General features: G+C 37.7%; 23 protein-coding genes and 1 pseudogene. 20 read left to right on the top strand and 4 right to left on the bottom strand.

Features of this window, described 5'->3' with window-relative positions; all coding sequences use genetic code 11:
* The first annotated feature begins 138 nt into the window (after positions 1-138).
* From P3R27_RS10645 to P3R27_RS10590, 12 genes and pseudogenes are all read left to right on the top strand, one after another.
* Positions 139-807, top strand: coding sequence for a response regulator transcription factor (locus P3R27_RS10645; RefSeq protein WP_034690026.1), 669 nt, complete (start codon positions 139-141; stop codon positions 805-807).
* Complete coding sequence (locus tag P3R27_RS10640; protein ID WP_034690027.1) at positions 807-1,871, top strand: sensor histidine kinase; 1,065 nt, start codon at positions 807-809, stop codon at positions 1,869-1,871. The genes P3R27_RS10645 and P3R27_RS10640 overlap by 1 nt, the downstream gene beginning before the upstream one ends.
* Positions 1,872-2,042: 171 nt before the next feature.
* Positions 2,043-2,336: a hypothetical protein gene (locus P3R27_RS10635; RefSeq protein ID WP_126133879.1), complete on the top strand. Its 294-nt coding sequence runs from the start codon at positions 2,043-2,045 to the stop codon at positions 2,334-2,336.
* Between the two features lie 392 nt (positions 2,337-2,728).
* Positions 2,729-3,046, top strand: a complete 318-nt coding sequence (locus P3R27_RS10630; RefSeq protein ID WP_010736371.1) for a PadR family transcriptional regulator — start codon at positions 2,729-2,731, stop codon at positions 3,044-3,046.
* Positions 3,039-3,653: a DUF1700 domain-containing protein gene (locus P3R27_RS10625; RefSeq protein ID WP_034690030.1), complete on the top strand. Its 615-nt coding sequence runs from the start codon at positions 3,039-3,041 to the stop codon at positions 3,651-3,653. The genes P3R27_RS10630 and P3R27_RS10625 overlap by 8 nt, the downstream gene beginning before the upstream one ends.
* A 3-nt stretch (positions 3,654-3,656) precedes the next feature.
* A complete protein-coding gene (locus tag P3R27_RS10620) occupies positions 3,657-4,520 on the top strand; it encodes a DUF4097 family beta strand repeat-containing protein (RefSeq protein WP_235186374.1) in 864 nt (287 codons plus the stop codon).
* A 195-nt stretch (positions 4,521-4,715) separates the two neighbouring features.
* The gene (locus P3R27_RS10615) at positions 4,716-5,207 is read left to right on the top strand and encodes a DUF5348 domain-containing protein (protein ID WP_034690033.1); all 492 of its coding nucleotides are present in this window, start codon (positions 4,716-4,718) and stop codon (positions 5,205-5,207) included.
* Positions 5,208-5,291: 84 nt separating this feature from the next.
* Positions 5,292-6,101 (top strand): SPFH domain-containing protein, encoded by an 810-nt coding sequence (locus tag P3R27_RS10610; protein ID WP_126133880.1) that lies wholly within the window; start codon positions 5,292-5,294, stop codon positions 6,099-6,101.
* Between the two features lie 212 nt (positions 6,102-6,313).
* Entirely contained in the window at positions 6,314-6,691 is a 378-nt protein-coding gene (locus P3R27_RS10605) for a YxeA family protein (RefSeq protein WP_034690037.1), read from the top strand.
* On the top strand, positions 6,684-7,436 hold the full coding sequence (locus tag P3R27_RS10600; protein WP_034690038.1) for an ABC transporter ATP-binding protein: 753 nt from the start codon (positions 6,684-6,686) through the stop codon (positions 7,434-7,436). Before P3R27_RS10605 ends, P3R27_RS10600 begins: the two co-directional genes overlap by 8 nt.
* 15 nt (positions 7,437-7,451) lie before the next feature.
* The gene (locus tag P3R27_RS10595) at positions 7,452-9,266 is read left to right on the top strand and encodes an FtsX-like permease family protein (RefSeq protein ID WP_034690039.1); all 1,815 of its coding nucleotides are present in this window, start codon (positions 7,452-7,454) and stop codon (positions 9,264-9,266) included.
* A gap of 210 nt (positions 9,267-9,476) precedes the next feature.
* Positions 9,477-9,581: pseudogene (locus tag P3R27_RS10590) on the top strand (DUF2087 domain-containing protein); the annotation flags it as partial.
* Between the two features lie 138 nt (positions 9,582-9,719).
* On the opposite strand, the gene P3R27_RS10585 reads toward P3R27_RS10590, so the two are convergent.
* Positions 9,720-10,487 carry a MurR/RpiR family transcriptional regulator gene (locus tag P3R27_RS10585; RefSeq protein WP_034690042.1) on the bottom strand — a complete coding sequence of 256 codons (768 nt, stop codon included), beginning with the start codon at positions 10,485-10,487 and terminating at the stop codon, positions 9,720-9,722.
* 657 nt (positions 10,488-11,144) lie between these two features.
* Here P3R27_RS10585 and P3R27_RS10580 point away from each other — a divergent pair.
* From P3R27_RS10580 to P3R27_RS15170, 5 genes are all read left to right on the top strand, one after another.
* The gene (locus tag P3R27_RS10580; protein WP_126133881.1) at positions 11,145-12,734 is read left to right on the top strand and encodes an alpha-glucoside-specific PTS transporter subunit IIBC; all 1,590 of its coding nucleotides are present in this window, start codon (positions 11,145-11,147) and stop codon (positions 12,732-12,734) included.
* A gap of 13 nt (positions 12,735-12,747) precedes the next feature.
* Positions 12,748-14,079 (top strand): 6-phospho-alpha-glucosidase, encoded by a 1,332-nt coding sequence (locus P3R27_RS10575; protein WP_126133882.1) that lies wholly within the window; start codon positions 12,748-12,750, stop codon positions 14,077-14,079.
* Positions 14,080-15,324: an MFS transporter gene (locus P3R27_RS10570; protein ID WP_235186375.1), complete on the top strand. Its 1,245-nt coding sequence runs from the start codon at positions 14,080-14,082 to the stop codon at positions 15,322-15,324. It abuts the gene before it with no gap.
* A gap of 55 nt (positions 15,325-15,379) precedes the next feature.
* On the top strand, positions 15,380-15,493 hold the full coding sequence (locus tag P3R27_RS15205) for an AbrB/MazE/SpoVT family DNA-binding domain-containing protein (protein ID WP_369075742.1): 114 nt from the start codon (positions 15,380-15,382) through the stop codon (positions 15,491-15,493).
* 107 nt (positions 15,494-15,600) lie between these two features.
* Positions 15,601-15,732, top strand: a complete 132-nt coding sequence (locus P3R27_RS15170; RefSeq protein WP_235186379.1) for a hypothetical protein — start codon at positions 15,601-15,603, stop codon at positions 15,730-15,732.
* Positions 15,733-15,988: 256 nt separating this feature from the next.
* On the opposite strand, the gene P3R27_RS10565 is transcribed toward P3R27_RS15170, so the two are convergent.
* Both P3R27_RS10565 and rbsR read right to left on the bottom strand, forming a co-directional pair.
* Positions 15,989-18,130, bottom strand: a complete 2,142-nt coding sequence (locus P3R27_RS10565; protein ID WP_301356951.1) for a glucosaminidase domain-containing protein — start codon at positions 18,128-18,130, stop codon at positions 15,989-15,991.
* A 402-nt stretch (positions 18,131-18,532) separates the two neighbouring features.
* Positions 18,533-19,561 (bottom strand): ribose utilization transcriptional repressor RbsR, encoded by a 1,029-nt coding sequence (gene rbsR, locus P3R27_RS10560; protein WP_034690049.1) that lies wholly within the window; start codon positions 19,559-19,561, stop codon positions 18,533-18,535.
* Positions 19,562-20,000: 439 nt separating this feature from the next.
* On the opposite strand from rbsR, the gene P3R27_RS10555 reads away from it, so the two are divergent.
* The 3 genes from P3R27_RS10555 to P3R27_RS10545 are packed head-to-tail and all read left to right on the top strand — an operon-like array spanning position 20,001 to position 23,745.
* Complete coding sequence (locus tag P3R27_RS10555; RefSeq protein ID WP_010736355.1) at positions 20,001-20,702, top strand: ABC transporter ATP-binding protein; 702 nt, start codon at positions 20,001-20,003, stop codon at positions 20,700-20,702.
* Positions 20,703-20,713: 11 nt separating this feature from the next.
* The gene (locus tag P3R27_RS10550) at positions 20,714-23,425 is read left to right on the top strand and encodes an ABC transporter permease (protein ID WP_126133884.1); all 2,712 of its coding nucleotides are present in this window, start codon (positions 20,714-20,716) and stop codon (positions 23,423-23,425) included.
* A 17-nt stretch (positions 23,426-23,442) separates the two neighbouring features.
* Positions 23,443-23,745, top strand: a complete 303-nt coding sequence (locus P3R27_RS10545) for an antibiotic biosynthesis monooxygenase family protein (RefSeq protein WP_034690053.1) — start codon at positions 23,443-23,445, stop codon at positions 23,743-23,745.
* A 165-nt stretch (positions 23,746-23,910) separates the two neighbouring features.
* On the opposite strand, the gene P3R27_RS10540 is transcribed toward P3R27_RS10545, so the two are convergent.
* A complete protein-coding gene (locus tag P3R27_RS10540) occupies positions 23,911-25,005 on the bottom strand; it encodes an AI-2E family transporter (protein WP_034690054.1) in 1,095 nt (364 codons plus the stop codon).
* Positions 25,006-25,117 lie beyond the last annotated feature (112 nt).

Raw genomic sequence — 25,117 nt, 5'->3', positions numbered from 1 at the left:
CTTCTTTCCATTTGAAATATTCGTTATACTAATAAGTATAACAGAACAATGAACGTAGTATAATGAATGAATGTTAACTGAATATGAACAATCAGAAAAAAAACTGAAATTTTTCAAATAATTGTATGAGGAGAAATGATGAATCGAATATTACTAGTAGAAGATGATGAGCGTTTGCAACAACTTTATCAATCCGTTTTAGAACGCGCTGGTTTTTTGGTTTTCGCAGTCGCAAATGGGACCGAAGCTTTGAAGCAATTAGAGAGTACTCAAGTGGATGTGATCATCACAGATATTATGATGCCTGTGATGGATGGGTATGAACTGTTGGAAACTTTACGAAGCAGTCACGTAGAAACACCTATGTTGATCATCACAGCGAAAGCAGATTTTGAAGATAAAAAGAAGGGATTTCAACTAGGAACGGATGACTATATGACGAAACCAGTAGATGTCAATGAAATGGTGTTGCGGGTAGAGGCCTTGTTACGGCGAGCAAAAATCAATCATAGCCACCAATTGAACATTGGACACACTAGCTTGAACCAAGAAACGTATGAAGTGATCAAGCAGGATCAAGCCATCTTACTTCCACAAAAAGAATTTCAATTATTGTACAAACTACTTTCTTATCCAAATAAGATTTTTACACGACAACAATTAATGGATGATATATGGGGGTTGGATACCAATACGGAAGAACGGACGATCGATGTGCATATCAAACGATTACGCACGCGTTTTATTGAAAATGATGATTTTCAGATCATAACAGTTCGTGGCTTAGGCTATAAGGCGGTGATTTGATGCGTAAAAAAATCTTTTCCCAATTATGGATTTATTTTGCTTGCATTGTGTTTCTTTCCATTTTAGTTACTTTGTTATGTTTCTTAGGTTTTATTTTCTTACTGTCACACAAAACAGTCCCCGCTGCAGAGCAACAAGCGACATGGGTTCCTTTAGTCGTTTTTGCAGGATTTAGTATGATGGTGGGCACAGGGATCTCGATCTTTGTCGGTCGTCGGATCTTGCTGCCGATCAGTGATTTACGAACCAATATGAGTAAAGTAGCAACTGGCGATTTTTCGATTCGGATGGATGAGCAACAAAAAGTCGAAGAGGTGCAGCAACTATATAAAGATTTCAACGTGATGGTCCAAGAATTGAGTAGTATCGAAACGTTACGAAATGACTTTGTTTCCAATGTTTCTCATGAATTTAAGACCCCTCTTGCCACGATCCAAGGATACGTCCAATTATTGCAAGCACCTAACATTTCAGAAGAAGAAAAGCAGATTTTCTTGCAACGGATCATTGAGAGCATCACTCAGCTTTCGCAATTGACAGAGAACACACTGAAATTGAATAAATTAGAAAACCAGCGAATCAAATTAGAAAAGCGCCCTTTTTGTTTAGATGAACAGATCCGTGAAGTGATTGTTTTTTTACAACCTAAATGGGAGCAAGAACACCTTCAACTGGAGATCGATCTGGAAAGTGTCAACTTTGTCGGTAATGAAGAATTTCTATATCAAGTCTGGCTGAATCTCATGGACAATGCCATCAAGTACAATCAACCACAAGGGAAAATCAAGATTCGCCTAACACAAAATGCCACTCAAGTGATCGTTGAAGTGACAGATTCTGGCGTGGGTATGGATCAAGAAACACAAGCACGACTCTTTGAGAAATTTTATCAAGGGGAATCCAGTCGTCAATTTTCTGGGAACGGGCTGGGCTTGTCATTAGTCAAAAAAATCGTGGAATTGCATCATGGAAAAATTAGTTATAACAGTATCCCAAAAGTAGGTACGACTGTCGTCATCCAATTAGACAAAGAAAACACGTCGCTAACTTATCCGGTGGAATAAGATTCAGGGAAATGAACAGTTAATGAGCTATGGGAGCCATAAATCAACAAAAATAAAGAAAAAAACAACGCGTTAGATTAAATCGATCATGAGTCTTCTTTTCAAGTCATATAAAGATGGAAAAGTGTACGAAGTCATGTCGTACATAAGAGAGCAGAGGAATGATAGAAAATGAAAAAACAAGTCGGTTTATTGCTCGGACTTTTGACGTTAAGTGTTGGGCTAAGTGGAGCCAATCCCATAGTCATTGCAGAGGAAACAACTCATTCTCATGATACTCCCGTGGCATTATTGAAACAGGATACGGTCTTAAGTACACTTGTGGCAAATGCAAGTGCAGAGGATGAAAAACAAACCGATCGTGGCATCGGCTATTACTGGAAATGCCACACCTGTGGCTATAATAGTGAGTGGCATCTCTTTTCTGGAACAGCTGTTTCTGCTGCCAATAAACATGCACAGTAATACAATCATGTCACCTCTGTCTATCCAAATTAGCAAGCGATCACTTTAGAATGGAGTGGAACAAACAATGAATGAAACGTGGTTGAGTAGAAATAAAAAAGAATTGATCCGTCTCTTACTTGCAGTTTTTCTAGGCTTTATGCTAAGTTTTATTGTGTTTGCATTGTTGTAGGTAAGAGGAGAATAAAAAAGTATTCAAAAGGAACAAAGACCAGAAATTATTACGGTCTTTGTTCCTTTTTTGTCAGTAGAGGTTTATGATACTCAGCGTTATTTTCGCGAATATTCAAGTAATTAGTGGGTATGATTGTGAATTTTACTTGCAAACAATATTATACATGATATAATATTGGTGAATATAAAATATTGCAAACTATAAAGAAGGTGAAGTAATGCATATCCAAGTCCCAACAGTTTTACTCGATGGTACAGTTTTAGCGGCTTTGAGCAGAGAAGACATGTACGGTTACGCATTAACGAAAATCGTCCAAGAAAGTTTATCTGTCAGTGAATCAACGATGTATCCTGTTTTACGCAGATTAAAAAAAGAAGAATACTTAGAAACATACGACGAACCATTCGAAGGTAGAAATCGCCGATATTACCGCTTAACTCCGAAAGGACGTCAACATTTAGAAGAAATCATTGATAAATGGATCGTGTTTCGAGATTCCTTAAACCGATTACTGGAGGAGAATACGAATGAATGAATATTTAAATGATGTGTTGGACGAACTTCAAGAAATACCTGAAGATGATCGCTTTGATATTATTCAGTATTATGAAGAATACTTCTTGGATTCTGGCAAAACAGTAGAAGAAGTCGTGGATGAATATGGCTCACCAAAGCAATTTGCCCTGAAACTGAAAATCAATTATTACTCGGAACAAGACGACGATGAATCAGAATACAGCCAAAGTCCTAAACGGAAAATCCGTTTGATTTGGATGATCGTTATCGGGTTGTGTGCATCACCTTTATTGATTCCTTTGGCATTAGCTTTTATTCTAGCGATTTTTGGTATTCTGATTGGCTTAATTGGCGTGATCATTGGAATCTATGTCGTATGTATCAGTATTTTAGGAGCTGGTTTATTTTCGATTATTTCAGGTGTTGCTGTCTTGCAACAATCGATTGCTAGTGGGTTGTTCTTTGTAGGATTAGGGTTACTTGCCACGGGAGGGGCTGTCTTCTTTGCACCATTACTGTTAAAAGGAACTAAATGGTTATTCCAAATGATGATGAACTTTGTCAAGTGGGTAGGACGCCGGTTTATTACGAAACGAGCGATTCATACGACGAATAGTGGGGTGTAAAAAATGAAATTAAAATATATCTTGGGGATAGGTTTAGGACTGATGATCATTGGTGGCTTGACGGCAGGATTAAGTTATGCCTCTGGTGCCCAAACGAGTCTGACTTGGGAAGGTGGTCCAAGAATCATAGAAATGACTCGTGAAATAAAAGATTTTTCGTCTGAAAAAATTGAAAAAATCGTTGTACGAGCAGATCACCAAAATATCATGATCCAACGAGGCGTGAACTTTGAGGTTGAAACGTCTCATGACAAAGCGCAAAAACCAAAAATCAATCTGGAAGATCACACATTGGATATTTCAGCTGATGGTCAAACACCGGCAGTGATGATCAATGTGACAGACACACGTTCGATGTTGAAAATCACGATCCCTAAAACCATTTCCTTAAAAGAATTAGTGATTGAAGGAAAAAACAATGAATTGTTTTTAGATGAATTTAGTAGTAAGAATATCAACTTGAATTTAGCCAATACTTGGACGTCGATCAATGAAGTAAGTGGGGAACTTCTTACTGTTGAAAATCAAATGGGCTCACTAGATTTACAGGAGTTTTCGATAGATAAAGTCAAATTAGCTACAAGTGATGGCAGTATCATTTTTAACGATAACGAAAAATCAATCAAAGGCGAAGTCACACTTCATAATAGTAGTGTTGATTTTTATAACAACCAAGAGCAAGGACTAGCTGTGACCCTAGAAGGGGATTCTTATATCAACAAAAATTATGAATCTTTGACAACCAAGACGTACAATCAAGGAAACAAAGATCTCAAAGTAACTGCTTATAATAGTCAAGTGAACTTGACGAATGAAGATTATGAAGAGCCTCCGATGGATGATAAAGATTATGGAGAGTATGATTAATCGTTGAACAGTCAAGACTGTCTTTTTCAAAATAACGAATAAATAGTTGAAGAAGCGTATAATTCTTTATGGAATAAGGAATTATACGCTTTTTTATTTATTTTACATGAAATATCATCGCCTATCATTCAATAATATAGTAGAATAAGGAAAGGGAAAAACGTACATATATGGGGAAAATAGGGTGAATATTGAATGAAAACAGAGGAAATCAAGCGGGAAGAATTGAAAAGTGAATTAGGGAAATTGCATCATTTTTTAACAGAACTGAGTACCAAGTATTATGATACAGACAAAGAAAGGGTAACGATCCAATATCCAAATAACTCCGAAGGTCGACAACTTGAACAAGTGTACAACGAAATGTTCAAACATCTATTGAAAGTGAAAAAAGAATTAGATTATTATTCACTGCCAATCATTGATACGGGTATTTTAAAATACGATCAAGCAAGTGAGCGATTTGTCTTCAAGTCGGTTCGTGAGAATCTTGAATTATCCGCCGGTATGGACCTAGAGATCTTAGTGGAAGACTATTTTACTGAAACGAAACAGTGGGTCCGTACACGATTAGAATATTTGCCAGAAGCATCAGGTGGTGTACACGAAAACGGTTGGTATATCACGGAAGACAAAGAATTGGAACTAGAAGGAGCCATGGCAAGGATTCGTAAAAAAACAGAATAGAACCAAAAAAATTAGGAGTGAGTAAATGAAAGAAAAAAGGCTTTCACTATCAATGGCTATATCGGGCTATTTATTATTCTTCTAATGTTTGTCGTAGGAATCTTACTATTTTTCATAGGGGTTGCTCGATTTTTAGTTGGCTTTTCAATTGTTGGGATTTTCTTGTGGTTGCTGGTTTTCTTAGCAATCAGCGGACTGACAGTAGTCAGCCCCAATCAAGCAAAGGCCATCGTCTTTTTTGGGCAATACATCGGAACGATTCGTGAGAGCGGGTTTTTCTTAACGATTCCTTTTGCACAAAAAATCAACTTGTCGTTAAAAGTTCGAAACTTCAATAGTTCGCTGTTGAAGGTCAATGACTTAGATGGAAATCCAATCGAGATTTCCGCTGTCGTCGTTTTTAAAGTAGTAGATACAGCTAAGGCGCTTTTTGATGTAGCAAACTATCATCAATTTGTTGAAATCCAAAGTGAAACCGCCATTCGTCATATCGCCAGTCAATATCCATATGACACATTCAACGAGGATGATCTTACTTTACGTGGAAATACCACTGCGATTTCAGATGAATTGGCAAAGGAATTACAAGAACGTTTATCGGTGGCGGGGGTCGAAGTTTTAGAGACGAGATTGAATCACCTGGCTTATGCAACAGAAATTGCCAGTGCGATGTTGCAACGACAACAAGCTAAGGCCATTTTATCTGCCCGTCAAACCATCGTTGAAGGCGCAGTGACGATGACACAAATGGCTCTGGAACAAATCGAAGCAGGTCAGGATATGACCTTTACCGATGATCGAAAGATCCAGTTGATCAACAATCTACTTGTATCGATTATTACGGATAAAGGCACACAACCAGTGATCAATACGGGCAATAACAAAGGAAAATAGCTGAATGAGGAAAGCATCCGCCAATGGAGCGTTTATCCAACGAATATCGGTTTGAATCAATAAAAAGAAATTTGGAGTGATTTACACTTCCAGATTTCTTTTTTTTTGGAAACATATGACAATAATGAAAGAGGTTTGATAGTAAAAAGAAAGGAATTTTCACGGATACTTGACTATACTTAATTTATCAGAACAGGAAAGAAGGAGTCACAATGAAAAAATTATTGATTGGGTTGGGAGCATTTATCATCATCGCTTTTGGTGGCTACCGTTTAGCAGATCATTTGATCATGGGTGGTGAAAGCTACTATGTTCAAATCACAACGGATGGTGAGAAACAGGTGGATCGCGCTGACGGTGGACAAGAGATCATTAGTTATCGTTATGAACTACCGGGGTTTAATAAAGAAGGTAAAGAAAAAATAATGGATTTCAACGGCTCTCAAGAGCGACCATTAAGAAAAGATGCATTTTTGAAAGTAACTTGGAATAAAAACAAAGGCGTGACGTCGTATGAAGAAGTACAGGCAAAAGATATTCCGTCAGCAGCACAAGAAAAATTAAGTAAAGGAACGGTCAATAATGGATAAAATCGTAGAAATCAATAATGTAACAAAAGTTTACGGAAAAAGTAATGAGAAACAGACACAAGCCTTGAATGGTATCAGTTTTAGTGTAGAAAAAGGTGAATTCATTGGCATCATGGGGGCTTCTGGATCAGGTAAATCAACCTTATTGAATATCTTATCAACATTAGATAAACCAACAAGTGGCACGATCCATATCAACCAAGCAGATGTCACGAAGTTGAAAGGAAATCAGTTAGCCGATTTTCGAGCAAAAGAAATCGGCTTTATTTTCCAAGATTTTAATCTTTTAGAAAACTTGACTGCACAAGAAAATATTGCAGTTCCGCTTTCTTTACAAGGCGTGAAACCAAAAGAAATCAAGAAAAAAGTCAATGCAGTCGCTGAACGTTTGTCAATCACTCATATCTTGGACAGCTATCCAGCGAAAATCTCAGGTGGACAAAAACAACGGGTAGCAGCAGCCCGGGCACTAGTTACGCAACCAACGATTCTATTAGGGGATGAACCAACTGGTGCGTTGGATTCAAAAAGTGCGAAAGACCTATTAGATACGATGGAAGAATTGAATACAAATGATAAGGTTTCGATTCTGTTGGTGACACATGACGCTTTTTCAGCAAGTTACTGTCAACGAATCTTGTTTATTAAAGATGGCGTGATCCATCAGGAAGTTAAACGCGGAGAACAAAGCCGTCCAGACTTTTATCGTCAAATATTAACGATTCTAGGTAATCTAGAACAGTAAGGGGGAAACTTGAACATGCTTTGGAAATTATCACTTACTGGGATCAAGAGTCGGTTAAGAGACTATATTGTTCTATTTTCAGGTTTAGTCATGGCTTCAGCCATCTTTTATATGTTCGAATCAATGGCAAGTAACACAGATTTTTTGAAAAATAATTCTACATTAGCGATGACTGTGATCATCTTCCGTTTTGGTTCGGTTCTATTGGGTATTATTACGTTTGTCTATATTCTTTATGCTAACTCATTTTTGATGACGATGCGACAAAAAGATTATGCAATGTTTATGATGCTAGGAGCAAAAGGCCGAAAGATTGCCCAAATGATTTTCTCTGAGACTTTGATTGTCGGAACAATTGCCACATTAGTTGGTTCAGTGTTGGGGATTGGTTTGACAAGTGTCGTCCATCGACTATTAGTGGCACAGTTGAATATTGAAATCACCCATTTTACGCCATTGAATATGGATGGATTATTGATTACCTTGCTATTTTTCATCGTATTATTCTTATTAGCCGCGTTTGTCAACGCATTCTCGATTGTCAAAAAGCCAATTTTGACCTTACTACGTGCAGACCAAACACCTGCACAGATGAAACAACACAAATTCTTGTTTTTCCTTGAAGTGGTTTTAGGAATCATTTTTATTGGCGTAGGTTACTACATGATGGCAAATATCGGAACATATCAGTTGATGGCCATCGCCATCGCGTTAGTTACAATCGTTTTAGGAACGTACTTTATTTTCCATTCGGTCATCATTTTCTTCCTTAAACTATTGAAGAAAACAGAAAATATTTCGATGAAAAAACTGAATAATTTTACGTTATCACAGTTAAGTTTCCGTATCCGTGAGTACACGCAAATGCTGTCAATGGTGGCAATGTTACTAGCATTAGCATTAGGTGCATTGACAGTCGGCCTAGGCTTTAAAAATCAAATCACCCAATTGACGAATGAAGCATCCAATTATGATTTAGTATTGAATCAATCAGAATTGATCGATCAATCAAAGGTGGAGAAACTTTCACCAACGATCAATGCGGTCTATCAACAAAAAGAAGACGAAAAAACAGTGTACTATAATTATAGTGAATTTGAACAAAATCCATTTTTGATCATGGAAAATCAAACACCTAACACTGGGGAAAGAAACGTCAAAACAAAAAAAGTAACAGCAGAGGAATTAGCGACAAACTTAAACTATCAAGATGAGCTACGCTATTACGAGTTGCCAGAACAACGAGCAAAAGAAATCAAATTATTACCAGCAGAAGAATTTGCCCAATTAACTCTTCCACAAACAAGTCTACAACTGATTCAAGCAAAAGATTTCCATGAGAGTATTGAACAGATTGGGAATCTGGTAGCAGAAAATAATAAAAACAATGAATCATTAAAAGATGAAATGTTAAGTTTCACACAAAAATATGATGCTTACCAATTGATCAACAGTATGTTCTCAGGCTTTGAATTTATGGGATTCTTTTTAGGGATCGCCTTCTTGACGATGTTAGCAAGCTGTTTGATGTTCAAGATTCTTTCAGGTAGCAAAAGTGATGTTGTTCGTTATGAAATGCTCGGTAAAATTGGTGCTCGACAAGCATTATTAAAACAATCGATTCGCCGAGAAATCGGGATTCTCTTCTTAGCACCAGGAATTCTAGGAGCTATCCATGTATTATTTGGCCTTCAAATGTTTACTGTTTTGATGGATGATCCATATCATGACTTATGGATACCATTTGCAATCTTCTTTGTTCTTTACTTTATCTACTATGCGTTAACCACTTGGTTGTATACAGGCATTGTGTTGAACAAAAAAGAATGATACTTGAATAGGGATGGATCAAACACGTGAAGAAAGTTCGTAGAAGAACTTTCTTCACGTGTTTTCTATACCATCGATAAAATTTTCTTGAAGCATGATCAAATAGAGAAGAGACCACTGGATATGATGGAAGGATATCGGTTATGAGGGAACTGGCGAATTTTTTCAAAGACGGACAACCACAATAGATACCTAGAAAAAAATAAACGCTTGCTTTTGGATTATCTTTATTCAAAGTTTGGATTTGATAAAGATGATTTAGAAAATGAGATCAATACGATTCTAAAAAATATTTATTCTGACCATGCGATATTACGTCGCTACCTCGCCGATTACCGTTATCTTGATCGAGAAAAGGGCGGTTCGATCTATAAAAAGACAGTGAGAGAGACAGAATCAAATAAAAAAACGCATCTCTTTATAAGCCATATTGGCAAGCAAGAGATGCGTTTTTTAGGAACTTTTATTTATTTGTTTTTGCCAACCATCATATTTCAACAAAAAATATTCGATCACGAAAAAAAGCGTCGAAGTTGTTTCAAAAGGTGTAAGGATATCTTCTCGATCTTGTACTTCAGGATTCAAGAAGAAAATCGTTTCATCACAAAGTTTTGAGACAGTTGAGTTCCTAAGTTTTGTGATACCAATTGTCTGGATTTTTCGTTGTTTCAGTTGCTTCGCTAATTTGACGACTTCAGGAGACTCACCATTTAGCGTGATCAACAGGACTAAGTCTTCTGGCTGAATGATTTGGTAAAACTGCTTGTTGATGGAAACGGCACCGAAGTCATAGAGTATCAATCCGTTGTGTACGAAGAGCAATTTCATATAACTCGAAACTAGCGTTTGTATATCACCTGATCCATAGATAAAAATCCGATTAGCATTAGCCATCATTGTACATAGATCAGTGAAATCTTTTTTCTTAAGGTTTTCAATTGTTTGGATATGATTTTCCAAGATTTCCCCCTCAAACTCAGATAGACGTACATTTTCCTGTGTCAGTTCATTTTTTAGATGATATTTGAATTCTGAGAAACCATCAAACCCTAATTTTTGGCAAAAACGCATGATTGTCGTGCGAGAAACGTTGCATTGTTTCGCCAGTTCGTTAATGGACATTGTTAAAGAATTTTTTTTGTGATTTGTGATATAGGACCAGATAAGAAAATCATTTTCAGTCAACCTTGACTGAAACATCGTAATACGGTCTTGTAACATCTCTTTTCATCATTGCCAAAAATCTATAAATCGTTAGAACTCACCATTAAAGTTTTCAGAGCCATGGTTCTACTACGCTTGTTTGGTCATTTGTAAATATAGATCTGGTGAATAGTGATTATTTTTTTGATGTATCGATTGAATGTCCGATTCTAATTTATAGATATTACAGGTTTTGACAAATCAGTTTCCCCCTTTTTCATTTGATATTTTTGAGAGAGTTCACGTTGTAATCGACGTAGACGTTTCTCAATTTTGCTTGTTTTATTGCAATTTTCATAGACCATGCAAGGTGATACAACTGCTAAATCTTTGTTACCTAACTCAATAACCAATTTTTTTTCAGTCAATTTTTGGTTGGTAGACTGTCTTCAATCACCCTTTGGTTTACTTAGAGGATTTTCCAATTGCGTGTGTCCTTATTGTTCTCACCTCACTATTAAGATACGTCTTCATGTACCGTTTATTTGATTAACTATTACCAGCCCCCTTGTTTTATTTTCGAAGATAGGACGTGACCATTCACAAATTTTGTGACAAAAACCTTTTTTCTGTGAGGAGTTTTTAAATCATCTTAAAGTGTTTCAGGCATCCATTTTAATAGTAAACTAAGAATCAGTATAGCGCTTACTAAAAAATACAAAGGACTAAAAGACTATGATGAAAAAAATTCAAAGATTTGGTGGAGCAATGTTAGCACCTGTCATGCTATTTTCTTTTTTCGGTATCGTTATTGGTTTTTCTTTACTTTTTTCCAATCAAACGATCATGGGAGATATTGCTGCGCCTGATACACTCTGGTATAAGTTCTGGAATGTTGTAGCAGCCGGTGGCTGGACCCCGTTTTTTCAATTACCACTTTTATTTGTGGTCGGATTACCAATCAGCTTAGCTAAAAAATATGCGGCTCGAGCAACGATGGAAGCATTAGTGATCTATATTGCTTTCAATTATTTCGTCAATGCAATTTTAACGATATGGCCCGATTCTTTCGCTGTGGATCTATCTCAAGGAACAGCCGTTGGTTCTGGATTAACAGCGATTGCTGGAATCATTACTTTAGATACGGGCATGATCGGAGCATTATTGATTTCAGGTATCGTGGTTTATTTGCATAATCGCTTTTATGAAAAAGAATTACCAGAAATGTTGACGATTTTTAGTGGTTCTGTTTTCGTTACAATGATCGCTTTTTTTGTCATGATTCCTCTAGCACTGTTGATGTGTGTCATATGGCCAATCATTCAAGAAGGAATGAGAAGCATGCAAGGATTTTTTATCCATTCGGGGAATTTTGGTGTATTCATCTATCAATTTTTACAGAAAATCCTTATTCCAACTGGCTTACATCATTTCGTATACGCGCCATTTGCTTATGATAGTGCGGTGGTTGAAGGAGGGATGGCTGCGTATTGGGCGTCAAATATTGGTGAATTCCAAACGAATGCGCTTTCGCTTAAAGAACTTTATCCTTTTGGAGGTTTTTCTTTATCGGGTATGTCAAAAGTATTTGGAACTGCTGGCTTAAGCTTAGCCATTATTCAAGCCGCTCATCCAGAGAAAAAGAAGAAGGTCATCGCATTGATCGCTCCAGCTGCATTAACTGCGATGTTGACAGGAATCACCGAACCTATTGAGTTTACTTTCTTATTTGTTGCCCCAGCTTTATGGGGTGTCCATGCCCTATTAGATGCTTCCATTGCTACGATTTCTTACGCTTTTGGCGTCGTTGGTGATTTTGGTGGTGGTTTAATCAATTGGTTAGGACTAAATTGGTTGCCTCTTTGGAAATTTCATGGTTCGACCTACCTCACCCAAATCATGATCGGACTTACATTTACTGCAATCTGGTTCTTAGTATTCACCTTCATGATCAAAAAATTCAATTTAAAAACTCCAGGACGTGAAGAGGAGGTATCAGAGATACAACTTTATTCAAAAGCTGATTACGAAAACAAAAAGAAGACACAACAAGATGAACAAGAGAAAAATCTACCTAAACATGCTAGACAAGCACAAGCCTATCTAGTGTTAGTAGGTGGAAAAGAGAATGTACTGGATGTGACGAATTGTGCAACACGGTTACGACTTACCGTGAAAGATGCAAGTAGAGTAGCCAGTCCTACTGATTTTCAGGAAGCTGGGGCCGCAGGACTTGTCAATCCTGGAAATGGTGGTATCCAAATCATTGTTGGGTTAACTGTACCAAGAGTGCGAGAATCATTTGAAGAATTGATTGTAAAATAAGAGGAGGATAATTATGAATAAGAAAAAAAGTTCAATCTTGATCGCAGGTGGAGGGAGTACATATACACCTTCATTAGTGATGATGTTAATAGAAGACCGAGAACGATTTCCAGTCAGAAAAATCAAATTTTATGATAATGATGAACAAAGGCAAGCAGTTATAGCAAAAGCATGCGCGATCATCCTCGCAGAACGAGCGCCAGAAATCGAATTTGATTATTCAATAGATCCCAAAGAGGCTTTTACAGATGTTGATATCGTTATGGCACAACTAAGAGTTGGAAAATATGCCATGAGGGAACAAGATGAAAAAATTCCATTTAAACATAATGTTGTAGGTCAAGAAACATGTGGACCAGGGGGACTTGCTTATGGGTTACGCTCGATCGGGCCAGTCTTAGAACTAGTCGATTATATGGAAAAGTATTCACCGAATGCTTGGTTATTGAATTATTCTAATCCAGCAGCAGTGGTCGCAGAAGCAACAAGAAGGTTTCGCCCCAATTCAAAAATCATCAATATTTGTGACATGCCCGTTTGTTTAGAAGATATCATGGCTCGAGTGATTGGGCTACGGGATCGTAAAGATTTTGAAACGTCTTATTTTGGCTTGAATCACTTTGGGTGGTGGACAAGCATCAAAGACCATGACGGCAATGATTTGCTACCAAAAATAAGCGCCCATGTAAAAAAATATGGCTATACAGAACAAACACAACAAGGCCAACACAAAGAAACTAGCTGGGTAGAAACCATGCTAGCAGCCAAAGAGTTACATGAAATCGAACCCACCTTTTTATCCAATACGTATTTAAAATATTATTTGATGGCTGATGAAACGGTTGCTCATGCCGATAAACAGTATACAAGAGCGAATGAAATCATTGATGGACGGGAGAAAATCGTTTTTGAAGAATGCCAGCGGATCATTAATCATCAAACAGCCAAAGATACACTTTTTGCCTCTAATGAGCATGCCTCATTTATTACAGATCTAGCTTGTGCGTTGACATTCAATACGAAAGAGCGCATGATCCTGATCGTTGAAAATAACGGTGCCATTTCTAATTTCAATCACAATGCGATGGTCGAATTGCCTTGTATCGTAGGGAAAGATGGCTACGAAGTACTATCGATTGGTGAAATCCCTACTTTCCAAAAAGGCTTGATGGAACAGCAAATTGCCTCTGAAAAGTTAGCAGTCGATGCGTGGGAACAAAAATCATATCAAAAATTATGGCAAGCCTTCATCATGAACAAAACGGTACCTAGTGCAAAAGTAGCAAAGGAAATCCTTGATGAAATGATCGAAGTCAATGCTTCTTATTGGCCGGAGCTTCAATAAGTGCCACTTATAAAAAATGAAAGGGATCGGCTGGGGGAAATCCTTCAGTCGATCATTTTGAAAGTCGATATGGTAGTAAAGAATAAATTTCAATTCATCTATTTTTTTCAATATGCGCTGATGGCTATTTTGATGACACAAATCGTTCCGTTTTTAACTGGACAAGGATATGATGCGGTACAAAGAGGTTGGTTTTTAGCTTCTTATAGTGTTACTACGATTATTTTCCAAATCTTTATTGGCTATTATTCTGACCGAAGCAAGCAGCTAAAGAAAGTTTCCATGGTAGTTTCTATACTATTCGTATGCTTTGCGATTACTTTTTATTTGCTAGTAAAAGATGTCTGGATGATACATCTGATCGTACTGGCTATTGCGGGAGGGCTATCCAATACAGGAGCAACCGTCCTAGATAACTGGGTGTTGTCAGAGTCAGAGATGCGAAACAATCTTGCGGCGATCAAAGCAATAGGTTCTTTAGGTTGGAGTGTGATAAGTGTATGTATTCCATTCTTCATTTTTAATAATAATTACCAGTGGCTGATCGTTCCCTTTCTCTTTTTTCTAATCAGTTATTTGTACATCGCAAAAACAGTGCCCCAAACACCTCAAGATAAAAATGAATATAAAGAACAAAAAAGCGAGGAATTTAATCTGTCAGATATGTATCAGCTGTGCAAGAATAGGGAGTTTTTATGTCATACGTTGCTATTTTTCCTTTTATATTTAACGATCGTCGCCAATAATACGATCGTGATTGACAAATTATTCTTAATGGATAGTGGAAATATGTACGTAGGATTAAAGTGGGCGATTCAAGCTTTCTGTGAAATCCCGGCGTACCTTTTGTTGAATCATTCGGTGACAAAATGGAAAAATGAGCGATTACTTTTTATTTCTGGTTTCTTTTTGGTCCTGCAATTTTTGGTTTATGCAACTTCGCGAACGCCGTTAGTATTGCTTGCTGCCAGTTTCTTGCAGTTTTTCACTGTACCAGCTTTTACTATCGGTAGTCGAATGATCATCAGTGAGATTACCCCTAAAAATGTTTTTTCCTCCGGACAACTTCTGTCTATAAGTGTTTATATGGGGCTTTCTTCCTTTGTTTCCCCATTACTAGGCGGTATCTTGGCGCAACAGTTATCATTGGACCAAGCACTTTACTTTTTTAGTATGCTACCGATCTTTGCTTTTATTTGTTATTACTGTTACAGGAAGTATCAAAGAAATAAAAGAAAAATCTGAACAGATGCGTACAAGAAAGGTGGGGATTCCTTACTCTTTTTGTATAATCAAATAAATGAGCGGAATACTTTTGGATAAAAAAGTGCAAGTCTCAGCTAAAATGACGTCCAAAAATCAAATTACTGTTCCTAAGAGTGTGCGTCAAAAATTAGGCTTGAAAGAGAATTAAAGAGTTATTTTTGAACTCACACCTGAAGGTGAAATTAAAGTGACTAGTGAAAAATATAATCTGGATTTTGAAGAGGATGTAGGCGAGCAAAAAAACGCCCGTGTGTCATCAGTAGCAATCATAACTATAATAAGATATTCAATGCTGTTTTAGTCATGCCAATCAGTAGTTCAACAAAATATTTACAGGGAAAATATCAACATTCAGGTGATTTTAAACAATTTCTGATACAGCGATGAATACAATCCAAGGAACGATATTATGTCAACATATCCGAAGCATCGATTTATCTCAACGCAGTAATCTTCAAGTGGTTGATCAAATTGATCCTCAAACGGAAGAAAGGTTATCAGAAATTACCAAATATTTTTTCTAACCAATAATGCAACTTTCCAGCGCCTATTTAGGTGGAGTAAGATATATAAAAAGAACCAGAACTCAGAAGTATTCCATCGACTTCTGAGTTTTGGTTCTTTGATAGGGTGTCCATTTTTTCTATCTCAAAAATTGTTTCATCCGAAAGACACGGTCAATGTTTAAGCGACTAACAAGTGGCTGATCGGTTTCTTTGATCGTTACAGAAAGTTTCTGTGGGATCTCTCTCACTGAAAAATGATGCCATAGGTCCCAGAAAGAAGCAAATCTTAATTCTGATAGATATAGAAGTGAAGGTTTTCTTTGATTGAACAAAGAAATGGTCATTCTAGATGAGGTAGACGAAGAATTTCGCCAACGAGTGGGAACGATAAAGGAATCCATTCGCTCATTTGTTTCAGAATCTTGTATTTCTTGTTTTTTTGGTTCATCATATTGCGTCAAGTCATAGGCTTCAATGATGGCATTCAATTTTCTAGAATATTGTCGATCTGTCGCATAGCGCCCTTCTAAATATTTCGTTGCATCTCGGTAATCTTTGGTCTCAGATTTCCACGTTGATTTGTAAAAATCAGTATTATGAGGCAAGCCATTTTTGATCAAATCAGCATAGTCTTCTAAGCTTTCTTTATAAGATGGATATTTACGAAATGCTGCACGAATTTGATAATTTTGCCCAGCTGCCGTTTGTTCTAAGGTATTGAAGGAAATACTACTCCCTTTATAAGCGCCCTTGATCCCAAAAAGATTATAGTTCGGTGAACGAGAAAGCAAGCTGTTACCAGAACCACTTTCTAGGATAGCTTGTGCCATCATAACAGAAGCATAAATATTTTCTTCTTGTCCAATTTCTCGAGCGTCCTCAGCGATTTTTGCAACAAATTGATCTGTTGTTTGATTTTGTGCGAAATGAAATGAGTCGTTGATTCCATCTAAAATCGTTGAGCTAGCTAATGAATTTGTCGCTCGTGGTAAACCAGCTATATCGACACGTAAGGCAAAGTCGGGTCTGTAATCCTTGATAGAAGTGATCCGCACATGGTCACCCGGCTGAGGAGCATGGATGTAATTCCCATTACCAATATAAATACCTACATGATGGGTAGTACCAGAAGCAGGGCCCCAAAAGACTAAATCGCCCGGTTGAGCATTCTCGACAGGGATTTGTGTACCAGCATATTGTTGTTCCCCTGTCCAACCTCCAATCGAATGGCCAGTTACTTTTTTATAGATGTAATAAGTCAAACCAGAACAATCGAAAGTCGTAGGACCTTTGGCACCCCAGATATATGGTTTTCCCAGCTGACGATACGCTTCTTTTACAAGTGCTTGTTGAATGCTCGTTGTGTTGGCCGGTAAAATTGCTTCGATCGGTGTTTTTACAACAAAATCAGATGATTCTGAAGCTAGGTTTTCAATTCGATCGGGCATCTGTGGCCGATTCGTATTTGTTGTCTGGTTTGGAGATGAGCCATTATTGTTTGTTGATCCTGTAGAACCGTTTGTATTGCCAGTATTATTTGACGAACTTGGTGGTTGTGAAGGATTCGCTGTATTTCCTGTAGTTGAATTTCCGTTGTTGTTGCCATTATTTCCCGCATTGCCAGTGTTGCCATTATTACCACTATCCGGAATATCTGGAGTAACTGGCGTTGGCTCAGAAGAATCTGTCGTTTCTTCTTCTGGGGATGTTGGTTCAGAAGGGGAAGTCGACGACTCAAACTTCGCGGAGATCGTTAAATCAGTCACACCAACTGTAAACAGTTGTTTGGTGTAGTCGATTTCTTGCGCACCTTCGATTTTGACAGAAACTAATTGTTCTTTTGTTTCAGGTGTGATCATATATGTAACTTTGGTTCCTTCTTCTAAGTCTTTGACTTTGCCAGACTTAGAAATCTCTAGAAAATCTTCTTCTGTGTACTCTCTTGTTTTGATCTCAGATTTTTCTTTCTCTTCATCAACGATCTTCAATTTGATTTTTCCACGTAAATTCCGAGCAATCGATAGCGTACGAGTAGCTGTTTCGGTCGTTTCCTCTGTGGATTCCTCTGTGCTAGTGCTATCGGAAGAATCAGTTGAAGAACTTGAGAGCGTGGAATCATTAGTACTTGAATCGGCCGTAGCTGAAGGTGACTCAGCTACGATCGTGGTTTCGGATGTCTGTGTTCGCCTGATTGTAGCAAACACAGGCTGTGTAGATAACAAAGTTGGAGCAATCAGCCAAGATGCTGCAAGTAGGCGTATTGCTGTTTTTTTCTTCATAACGAAATACTCCTTTTCTTTTTCCACAGTTGCACTAATAAAGTGGCATCTGTTCTGTCAGTTGCTTGATTCCGTGAATATATTCAATCATGATTCACGAATAAAAAACAAATAAACATTGGACAAAAATATTAAGTAGCCATTCATTACGTTTGAACATTCATTGTTTGATGTACCCTATTTCATTTGTGGGGGCACAAATTTTGGGGGAAATGAGTACACTTACTATAAGTTTACCAAAGATTTATAAATTCTTCAAAACATTTCGTTAAATAACCAACGTAAAAAAAAAGCCCAAGTTGTGGGCTTTTTATGGAAGAAATAAAAATATAAAATAACGTATCGTTTTAAAAACCAATGACAACAGGTTCAGTCATCATTGGTTCGCAACAAATATTCGTGTTATTGAGGGGCGGAGAGATCGAGCGATTGAGTCGAGGAACGTTGGATCAACTCTACGGGCAATAAAAGTTCTTCCCAGGATTTATCAGGGTGTTGGATGCGTTCTAAGAGTAAACGAGCAGTCGCTTTACCTAACTCTAAAATGGGTTGAGCAATGGTCGTTAATTTAGGTTTCATGTATTCACACATATCAATATTGTCATAGCCAATGATGCTATAATCTTCGGGAATGAGTTTATCATGCTCCGCTAATCCGCGATATACACCAAAAGCTAGTTCGTCATTTAATGCGAAGATCGCTGTAACAGCAGAAGAAAGTAAATCAGGAACGATTTCATAGCCCCCTTTTTTTGAAAAGTGAGTAGGGAACCAATGAATCTGTTTCTCAGAATGATCCACATGTTTACACGCTGCTAAAAAACCATCTATCCGATTTTGGACATTTTGCGGTGTTTGTTGTGGATAGACTAAAGCAATTTCCTGATGGCCTAAGCCTAGTAGATGCTCACCGGCTAAGTACCCACCTTGATAATCATCTGTTAAGACGGCATCACTAGAACCTTCTGCTTTTTTCTGATCTAATACGATAAATGGTTTCCCTTGTTTCTTCAAAGAAACTTGGAGGGCTTTCGTTGAGACAGCCGAAGAGGCAATAATAAAACCGTCGACACCACGTTGCGTCAACTCAAGTAAATAATCCGTTTCTTTTTGATGATCAAAATCTGCATTGCATAGAATCGTGACAAAATTTTGTTGGTAAAGATAGTCTTCTATCCCTTGCATCAACATATTGAAAAAAGGATTGGTGATATCAGGGACAAGGACACCGATTGTTTTTGTTTTCTTTGTGATCATTTGACGTGCAATGTAATCGGGTTGGTAACCTAATTCTTCTCTGGCTTTTACTACTTTTTTGACCGTATCTGGATGGAATTTTGCTTCATTGCCATTCAAGATCAGTGAGACAGTTGCGATGGATACACCTGAATGTTTCGCAACGTCTTTGATCGTCACTTTTTTCTTTGCCATTACTATACTCCTATCTCTTTCTTAGTGTCATTTTCCCATGAATACGTAAAGAAGTAAATGATGATTCTGTGATATTCGTCATCTTGCACACCCTAGAACCAAATAAACGATGTTCCAGAGGTAAAACTTCAATAATAAGTCAAAAAAATCAAAAAATGAAAAAGCCATTTTAGCTTTTCCTCTCTTATGACTCAGTACTAATCGCTTCTCTCACGACCTCTTGTAAATGGTGTTCAAGGCGCAACACTTCGGACATAAGACAAAAGATAAAAAATGAAAGAACCATTTTCTATTTTTCTGTCTTATGCCTCTGTGCTGAATGCGCCTTTCGCAACCTCCTCTTTTGAAAAGGTTTTTTTCACAACCTTTCATTTCAGTGTTAAAATATAAGAGATTTACCAGATAGATAAATAAACGGGAGAATGAAGGTGGAAGTTTTATGAAATATGTAGAAGTAAAAAATGAATTTAAGCGTTACCAGATGGGCGAAACAACGATTACAGCGAATGACGATATTTCATTCTCCATTGAAAAAGGAGAATTAGTGATCATTCTTGGGCCTAGTGGAGCAGGGAAATCAACGGTATTGAATATTTTAGGTGGGATGGATACACCGGATGAGGGACAGATCATTATTGATGAAACAGATATTGCTCAATTCAATGACAAACAATTAACGGCTTATCGCCGGACAGATGTTGGCTTTGTTTTTCAATTTTATAATCTTGTTCCTAACTTAACTGCAAAAGAAAATGTTGAATTGGCTACAGAAGTTTCGCCAAATGCGTTAGATCCTGTAGAAGTTTTGACACAAGTTGGGCTTGCGCACCGGTTGAATAATTTCCCATCACAATTATCAGGGGGCGAACAACAACGTGTGTCGATTGCACGAGCGCTTGCGAAAAACCCGAAATTATTACTTTGTGATGAACCAACTGGCGCATTGGATTTTGAAACAGGAAAACAAGTATTGAAATTGTTGCAAAATGCTAGTCGTGAACATGGCAATACCGTTTTGATCATTACACATAACTCGGCTTTAGCGCCAATCGCTGATCGAGTAATCCATATCAATGATGCAAAAGTCCGTGCAGTCGAATTGAATGAACAGCCTTCATCTATCGATGAACTTGTTTGGTAAGGAGGTTTGCCATGAAAAATAGAACTTACCTCAAAGCAGGATTTCGTGAAATACGCCAATCAAAAGGACGCTTTATCGCGATTATATTGATCATTTTACTCGGCACGCTCTTATATGTAGGCGTCAAGACAGCCGGTCCTGTGATGCAAAAAACGATGGATGAATATGTCAGGGCAGGTAAACTCTCTGATCTACAGATCGTTTCGACAGCAGGATTGACGAAAGAAGATGTTGCAGAAGCAGAGAAACTCTCACATGTAACCGTTGAAACGGGCAAACAACTATATTACGCGAATGCCAATAAAAATGAAGTTGTCCAAGTATTCTCTTATGCTCCAGATATGAAACAAAATCAGTTGACGGTGATCGATGGTTACTTGCCACAATCGGATGATGAACTTGTACTAGATGAGAAGGCAAAAAATCAAGGATACAGCATCGGTGACACCTACACGATTGAATCAGATGACTTGAAAGAGACGGCGTACAAGATTACAGGTTTTGTACGCTCGCCGTTATTCATCAATAATTTAGAACGAGGTTTTGCAAATGTAGGGAATGGGAGTATTGATTACTTTGCCTATGTCCCCAAAGATAATTTTAAAACAGATATCCAATCCGTTTTATATCTTGACTTTGCAAATGTCGACGATTTAAATACGTACAGTGAAGAATACCAAGAAGAGATGGAAAAAAACATCGAAAAGCTGGAAGTGTTGTTTGAAGAGCGACCGCAGCAACGTTTAGAACAGTTGAAGCAAGAGGGCAAGGATGCTTTAGCACCTGCAAAACAAGAAATCGCAGCCGGGAAATCACAAGTGGTAGATGCGAAAAGTCAATTAGAAGCAGCAAGAACGCAGATTGATCAACAACGTCAAGTCTTGGATCAGTTACCTGAACCGCAGCGAACGCCGGCATTGAGTGCTTTAGCGGAACAAGAAAGTCAATTATCAGAACAAGAAGCACAATTGACAACAAAAGAAGCGGAGCTAACAGAGGCCGAAGCGTCTATTGCGGAGAATGAAGAAAAAATCAATGAATTAGCCAAGCCAACTTATCTTTTCCAAGAGCGATCGGAAAATGTCGGCTTTCAGGAATTTGGCGATCTAGCTGAACGCATCGCAGCCATCGCAAATGTCTTTCCAGTCTTTTTCTTCTTTATTGCAGCGTTGATCACTTTTACCACGATGACACGGATGGTAGAAGAAAATAGACGAGAAATCGGTACATTGAAAGCCTTAGGATACAGTAAATTGGAGATTGCCAAAAAATATGCCATTTATGCTTGTCTCGCTTCAGGTATCGGAATTATTTTAGGAACGATATTAGGAACCAATCTTTTGCCTCGGATCATTTTCGAGCTTTCAAACGAACGTTATGATATTGGCAGTGCGGTGATTTTCTATGATTGGCCACCAATCATCCAAGCAGCTATTGCGTTCTTCATTGCTGCTTTTGGTGCAGCGATGTTAGTTCTATTCAAAGATCTACGCGAACGACCAGCTGCTTTGTTACAGCCTAAAGCACCGAAACCAGGGAAAAGAATTCTTTTAGAATACATTACTCCTCTTTGGTCACGTTTAAGCTTCAACCAAAAAATCAGTTATCGTAATCTTTTCCGTTATAAATCACGGATGTTCATGGCAATCATCGGAATTGCCGGTTGTGCAGGATTGATGGTTGCAGGAGTTGGGCTAAAGGATTCGCTTAGCTCGGTTTCTGCCAAACAGTTTGGACCAATCATTGATTATCAAGCGATCGTAACGACCAATCAAACTGATGAAACGAGTCAAAAAGAAATCAATGACGCAATGGATGATCAAGCGAAGATCACTGATCGTTTAGCGGTTGATTCGCAAACGATTGAACTACGTAAAAAAGGCCAAGCATCACAAAGTTTGACATTGATGGTACCAGAAAATGAACAAGCATTAGAAACGTTCATCCATTTGAAAACAACTGACGATCAATCGGTAGAACTACCAGATCATGGGCTTGCGATTACACGCAAAGCGGCCGAATTATTCGATTTATCTGTCGGTGATACGGTGGAAATGTATGATGACGATCAACAAAAATTAAATGGAACGGTGGCAGTCATTTTGCAAAATTATTTGGGTAATTTTGTCTATATGAGTCCAACGTATTATGAAGAGATTTCTGGACAGCAAATGACGACAAATGCGTATTTACTCAAAACAGAAAAGATGTCGAAAGAAGAAGAGGATACGCTCTCAGAAGAATTACTGAAAACGGGGGCGGTCACTAATACCTCATTTATTTCGACACAGATCAAGAACCAAGAAGAATCTCTTTCAAATTTAGATGCAGTGGTCATCATTTTCGTCGTTCTATCTGGTTTATTGGCGTTTATCGTTTTATACAATTTAACGAATATCAATATCTCTGAACGAGTACGAGAGCTTTCTACGATCAAAGTATTAGGCTTTTTTGATAAAGAAGTCACGATGTACATCGTTCGAGAAAATATCATCTTTACTTTATTAGGGATTTTTGGAGGATTTGGGATCGGTTATGTGCTGACCGACTTTATTTTACGCCAAGCTTCAATGGAATCAGTGATTTTTCCGTTAGTTATTACCTGGGTTGCTTATACACTATCCGCTGCTTTGACGATTCTATTCACGGTGATCGTGATGATCGTCACTCATTTCAAATTGAAGCATATTGATATGATCGATGCATTGAAATCAAATGAATAACGAGTGGGAGGAATAAGATGAGTATTACTGTGAATATCCTATATAGCGGTAAAGAAGGCAATGCAAAGGCATTTGCCCAAGAAATGACAGAGCGAGGGATCGTCGAACGCATTCGTGTGCAAGAAGGGAATGAGCGTTATGAGTATTTTATTCCTTTAGAAGATGCTGAATCGATCTTATTGGTGGATCGCTGGACAGATCAAGAAGCAATCGATCATCACCACAAATCAGAGATGATGATGGAGATTGCTGAATTACGAAAAAAATATCATCTGAAGATGAAGGTCCAACGTTTCATTGATGAACCAACAGAAAGATAAATCGATATTTATGATCCGTTTATTGCTTATTCTTGAAAAACAAGATAGCAATAAACGGTTTTTTTGTTGAAAGGATAGAGGAGAATAGCTAAAGAGAGCCTTAGTGTAAAGCAAAAAAAGGATAAACGGTAAATTTCCCCGTTTATCCCCCGTTTATTCCTAGGACTATTCAGTTGGATAAGTTGAATTAGATGTATCAGTAGTGTTCTTAAAGCGAATAAAGCTACGGATCATCTCCCGAATGATCGTATACGTTGGCAATACGAGGATCATTCCTAATAAGCCAAACAAGTTCCCAGCGACAAGTAAAAGAAAAACAGTCGCAATTGGATGGATATGAATCATCTTATTCATCACTAGAGGAGATACCAGGTAAGATTCCCCAAATTGAATCAAGGTGATGAAAGCCACTAAGAGTAAGGCTGTTTTAACGTCTTGACTTAATGCGTACAGTAAAGCCGGTGCAGCACCAATAAACGGACCAAAATAAGGAATGATATCCATCAATCCACAAATCAAGGCAAGTAATAACGCATTTGGCAAGCCTAATACTTTAAAAACAAGATAACTCCCCACACCTACATACGTACAGACTAAAAGCTTGCCACTAATATAGGTCGAAGCTGCTAAATGGAAATCATGGCACCAATCTCTGACTAACTGATGGAATTTCTTAGGCGTGTAGCGCGTCAATATAGCTGGAATCCTGTCGCCATCTTTGAACATATAAATCAATAAGAGCGGAATCGTAAAGAGAATGATCGCAGAGCGCGAAACGATTTCGAATACATTGACTAAACTTGAAGTGGCACCTGAAACAAATTGTAAAACAAAACGTGTCAATTGGTTCAATTCCAGTGTATCAATAAATGGGAGCAAGCGTTCTTCTAATAAGGAACCATCTAGATTCTCTGCCAAAACATAAAGAATTTGAGGAACCTGACCGATAAATCTACTGATTTCCAAAATGATGATCGGTAAAACCACTTGTACGGTCAAATACACAGTTAACAAAATCAGTAGCATCATTAGTGTGACCGCAAGCGTTCTTGATTTTATATATTTGAGGAGTTGATTGTATATTGGAAGAAAAATATAAAAAACGAAAACTGAAATCAAGATTGGCAAGAAGATACTTGCCATGATCGCTTCGAGTGGCCTGAAAATAAAAGTGATCTTAGAAAAAATAAAAATAGTGATTCCTGTCAAGCTAAGTAAAACAAGTGTTGCAAATAATTTGGAACGTTTTAAAAAAGTCATAGTAGAGATCCTCCGCTTTTTGGCTTTTTATCGTTTAGGGGATGTATGAAAAAAGCATGTTACTTGAAGACTGTTCAATCGATTTTAGATGCTACAAGCTGATTTATATCAC

The sequence above is a fragment of the Enterococcus spodopteracolus genome, assembly GCF_030441955.1.
GTDB classification, from domain to species: Bacteria; Bacillota; Bacilli; order Lactobacillales; family Enterococcaceae; genus Enterococcus_B; species Enterococcus_B spodopteracolus.
Note: the sequence above shows the minus strand (reverse complement) of the source record. Positions and strands in the feature narration are given on the sequence as shown.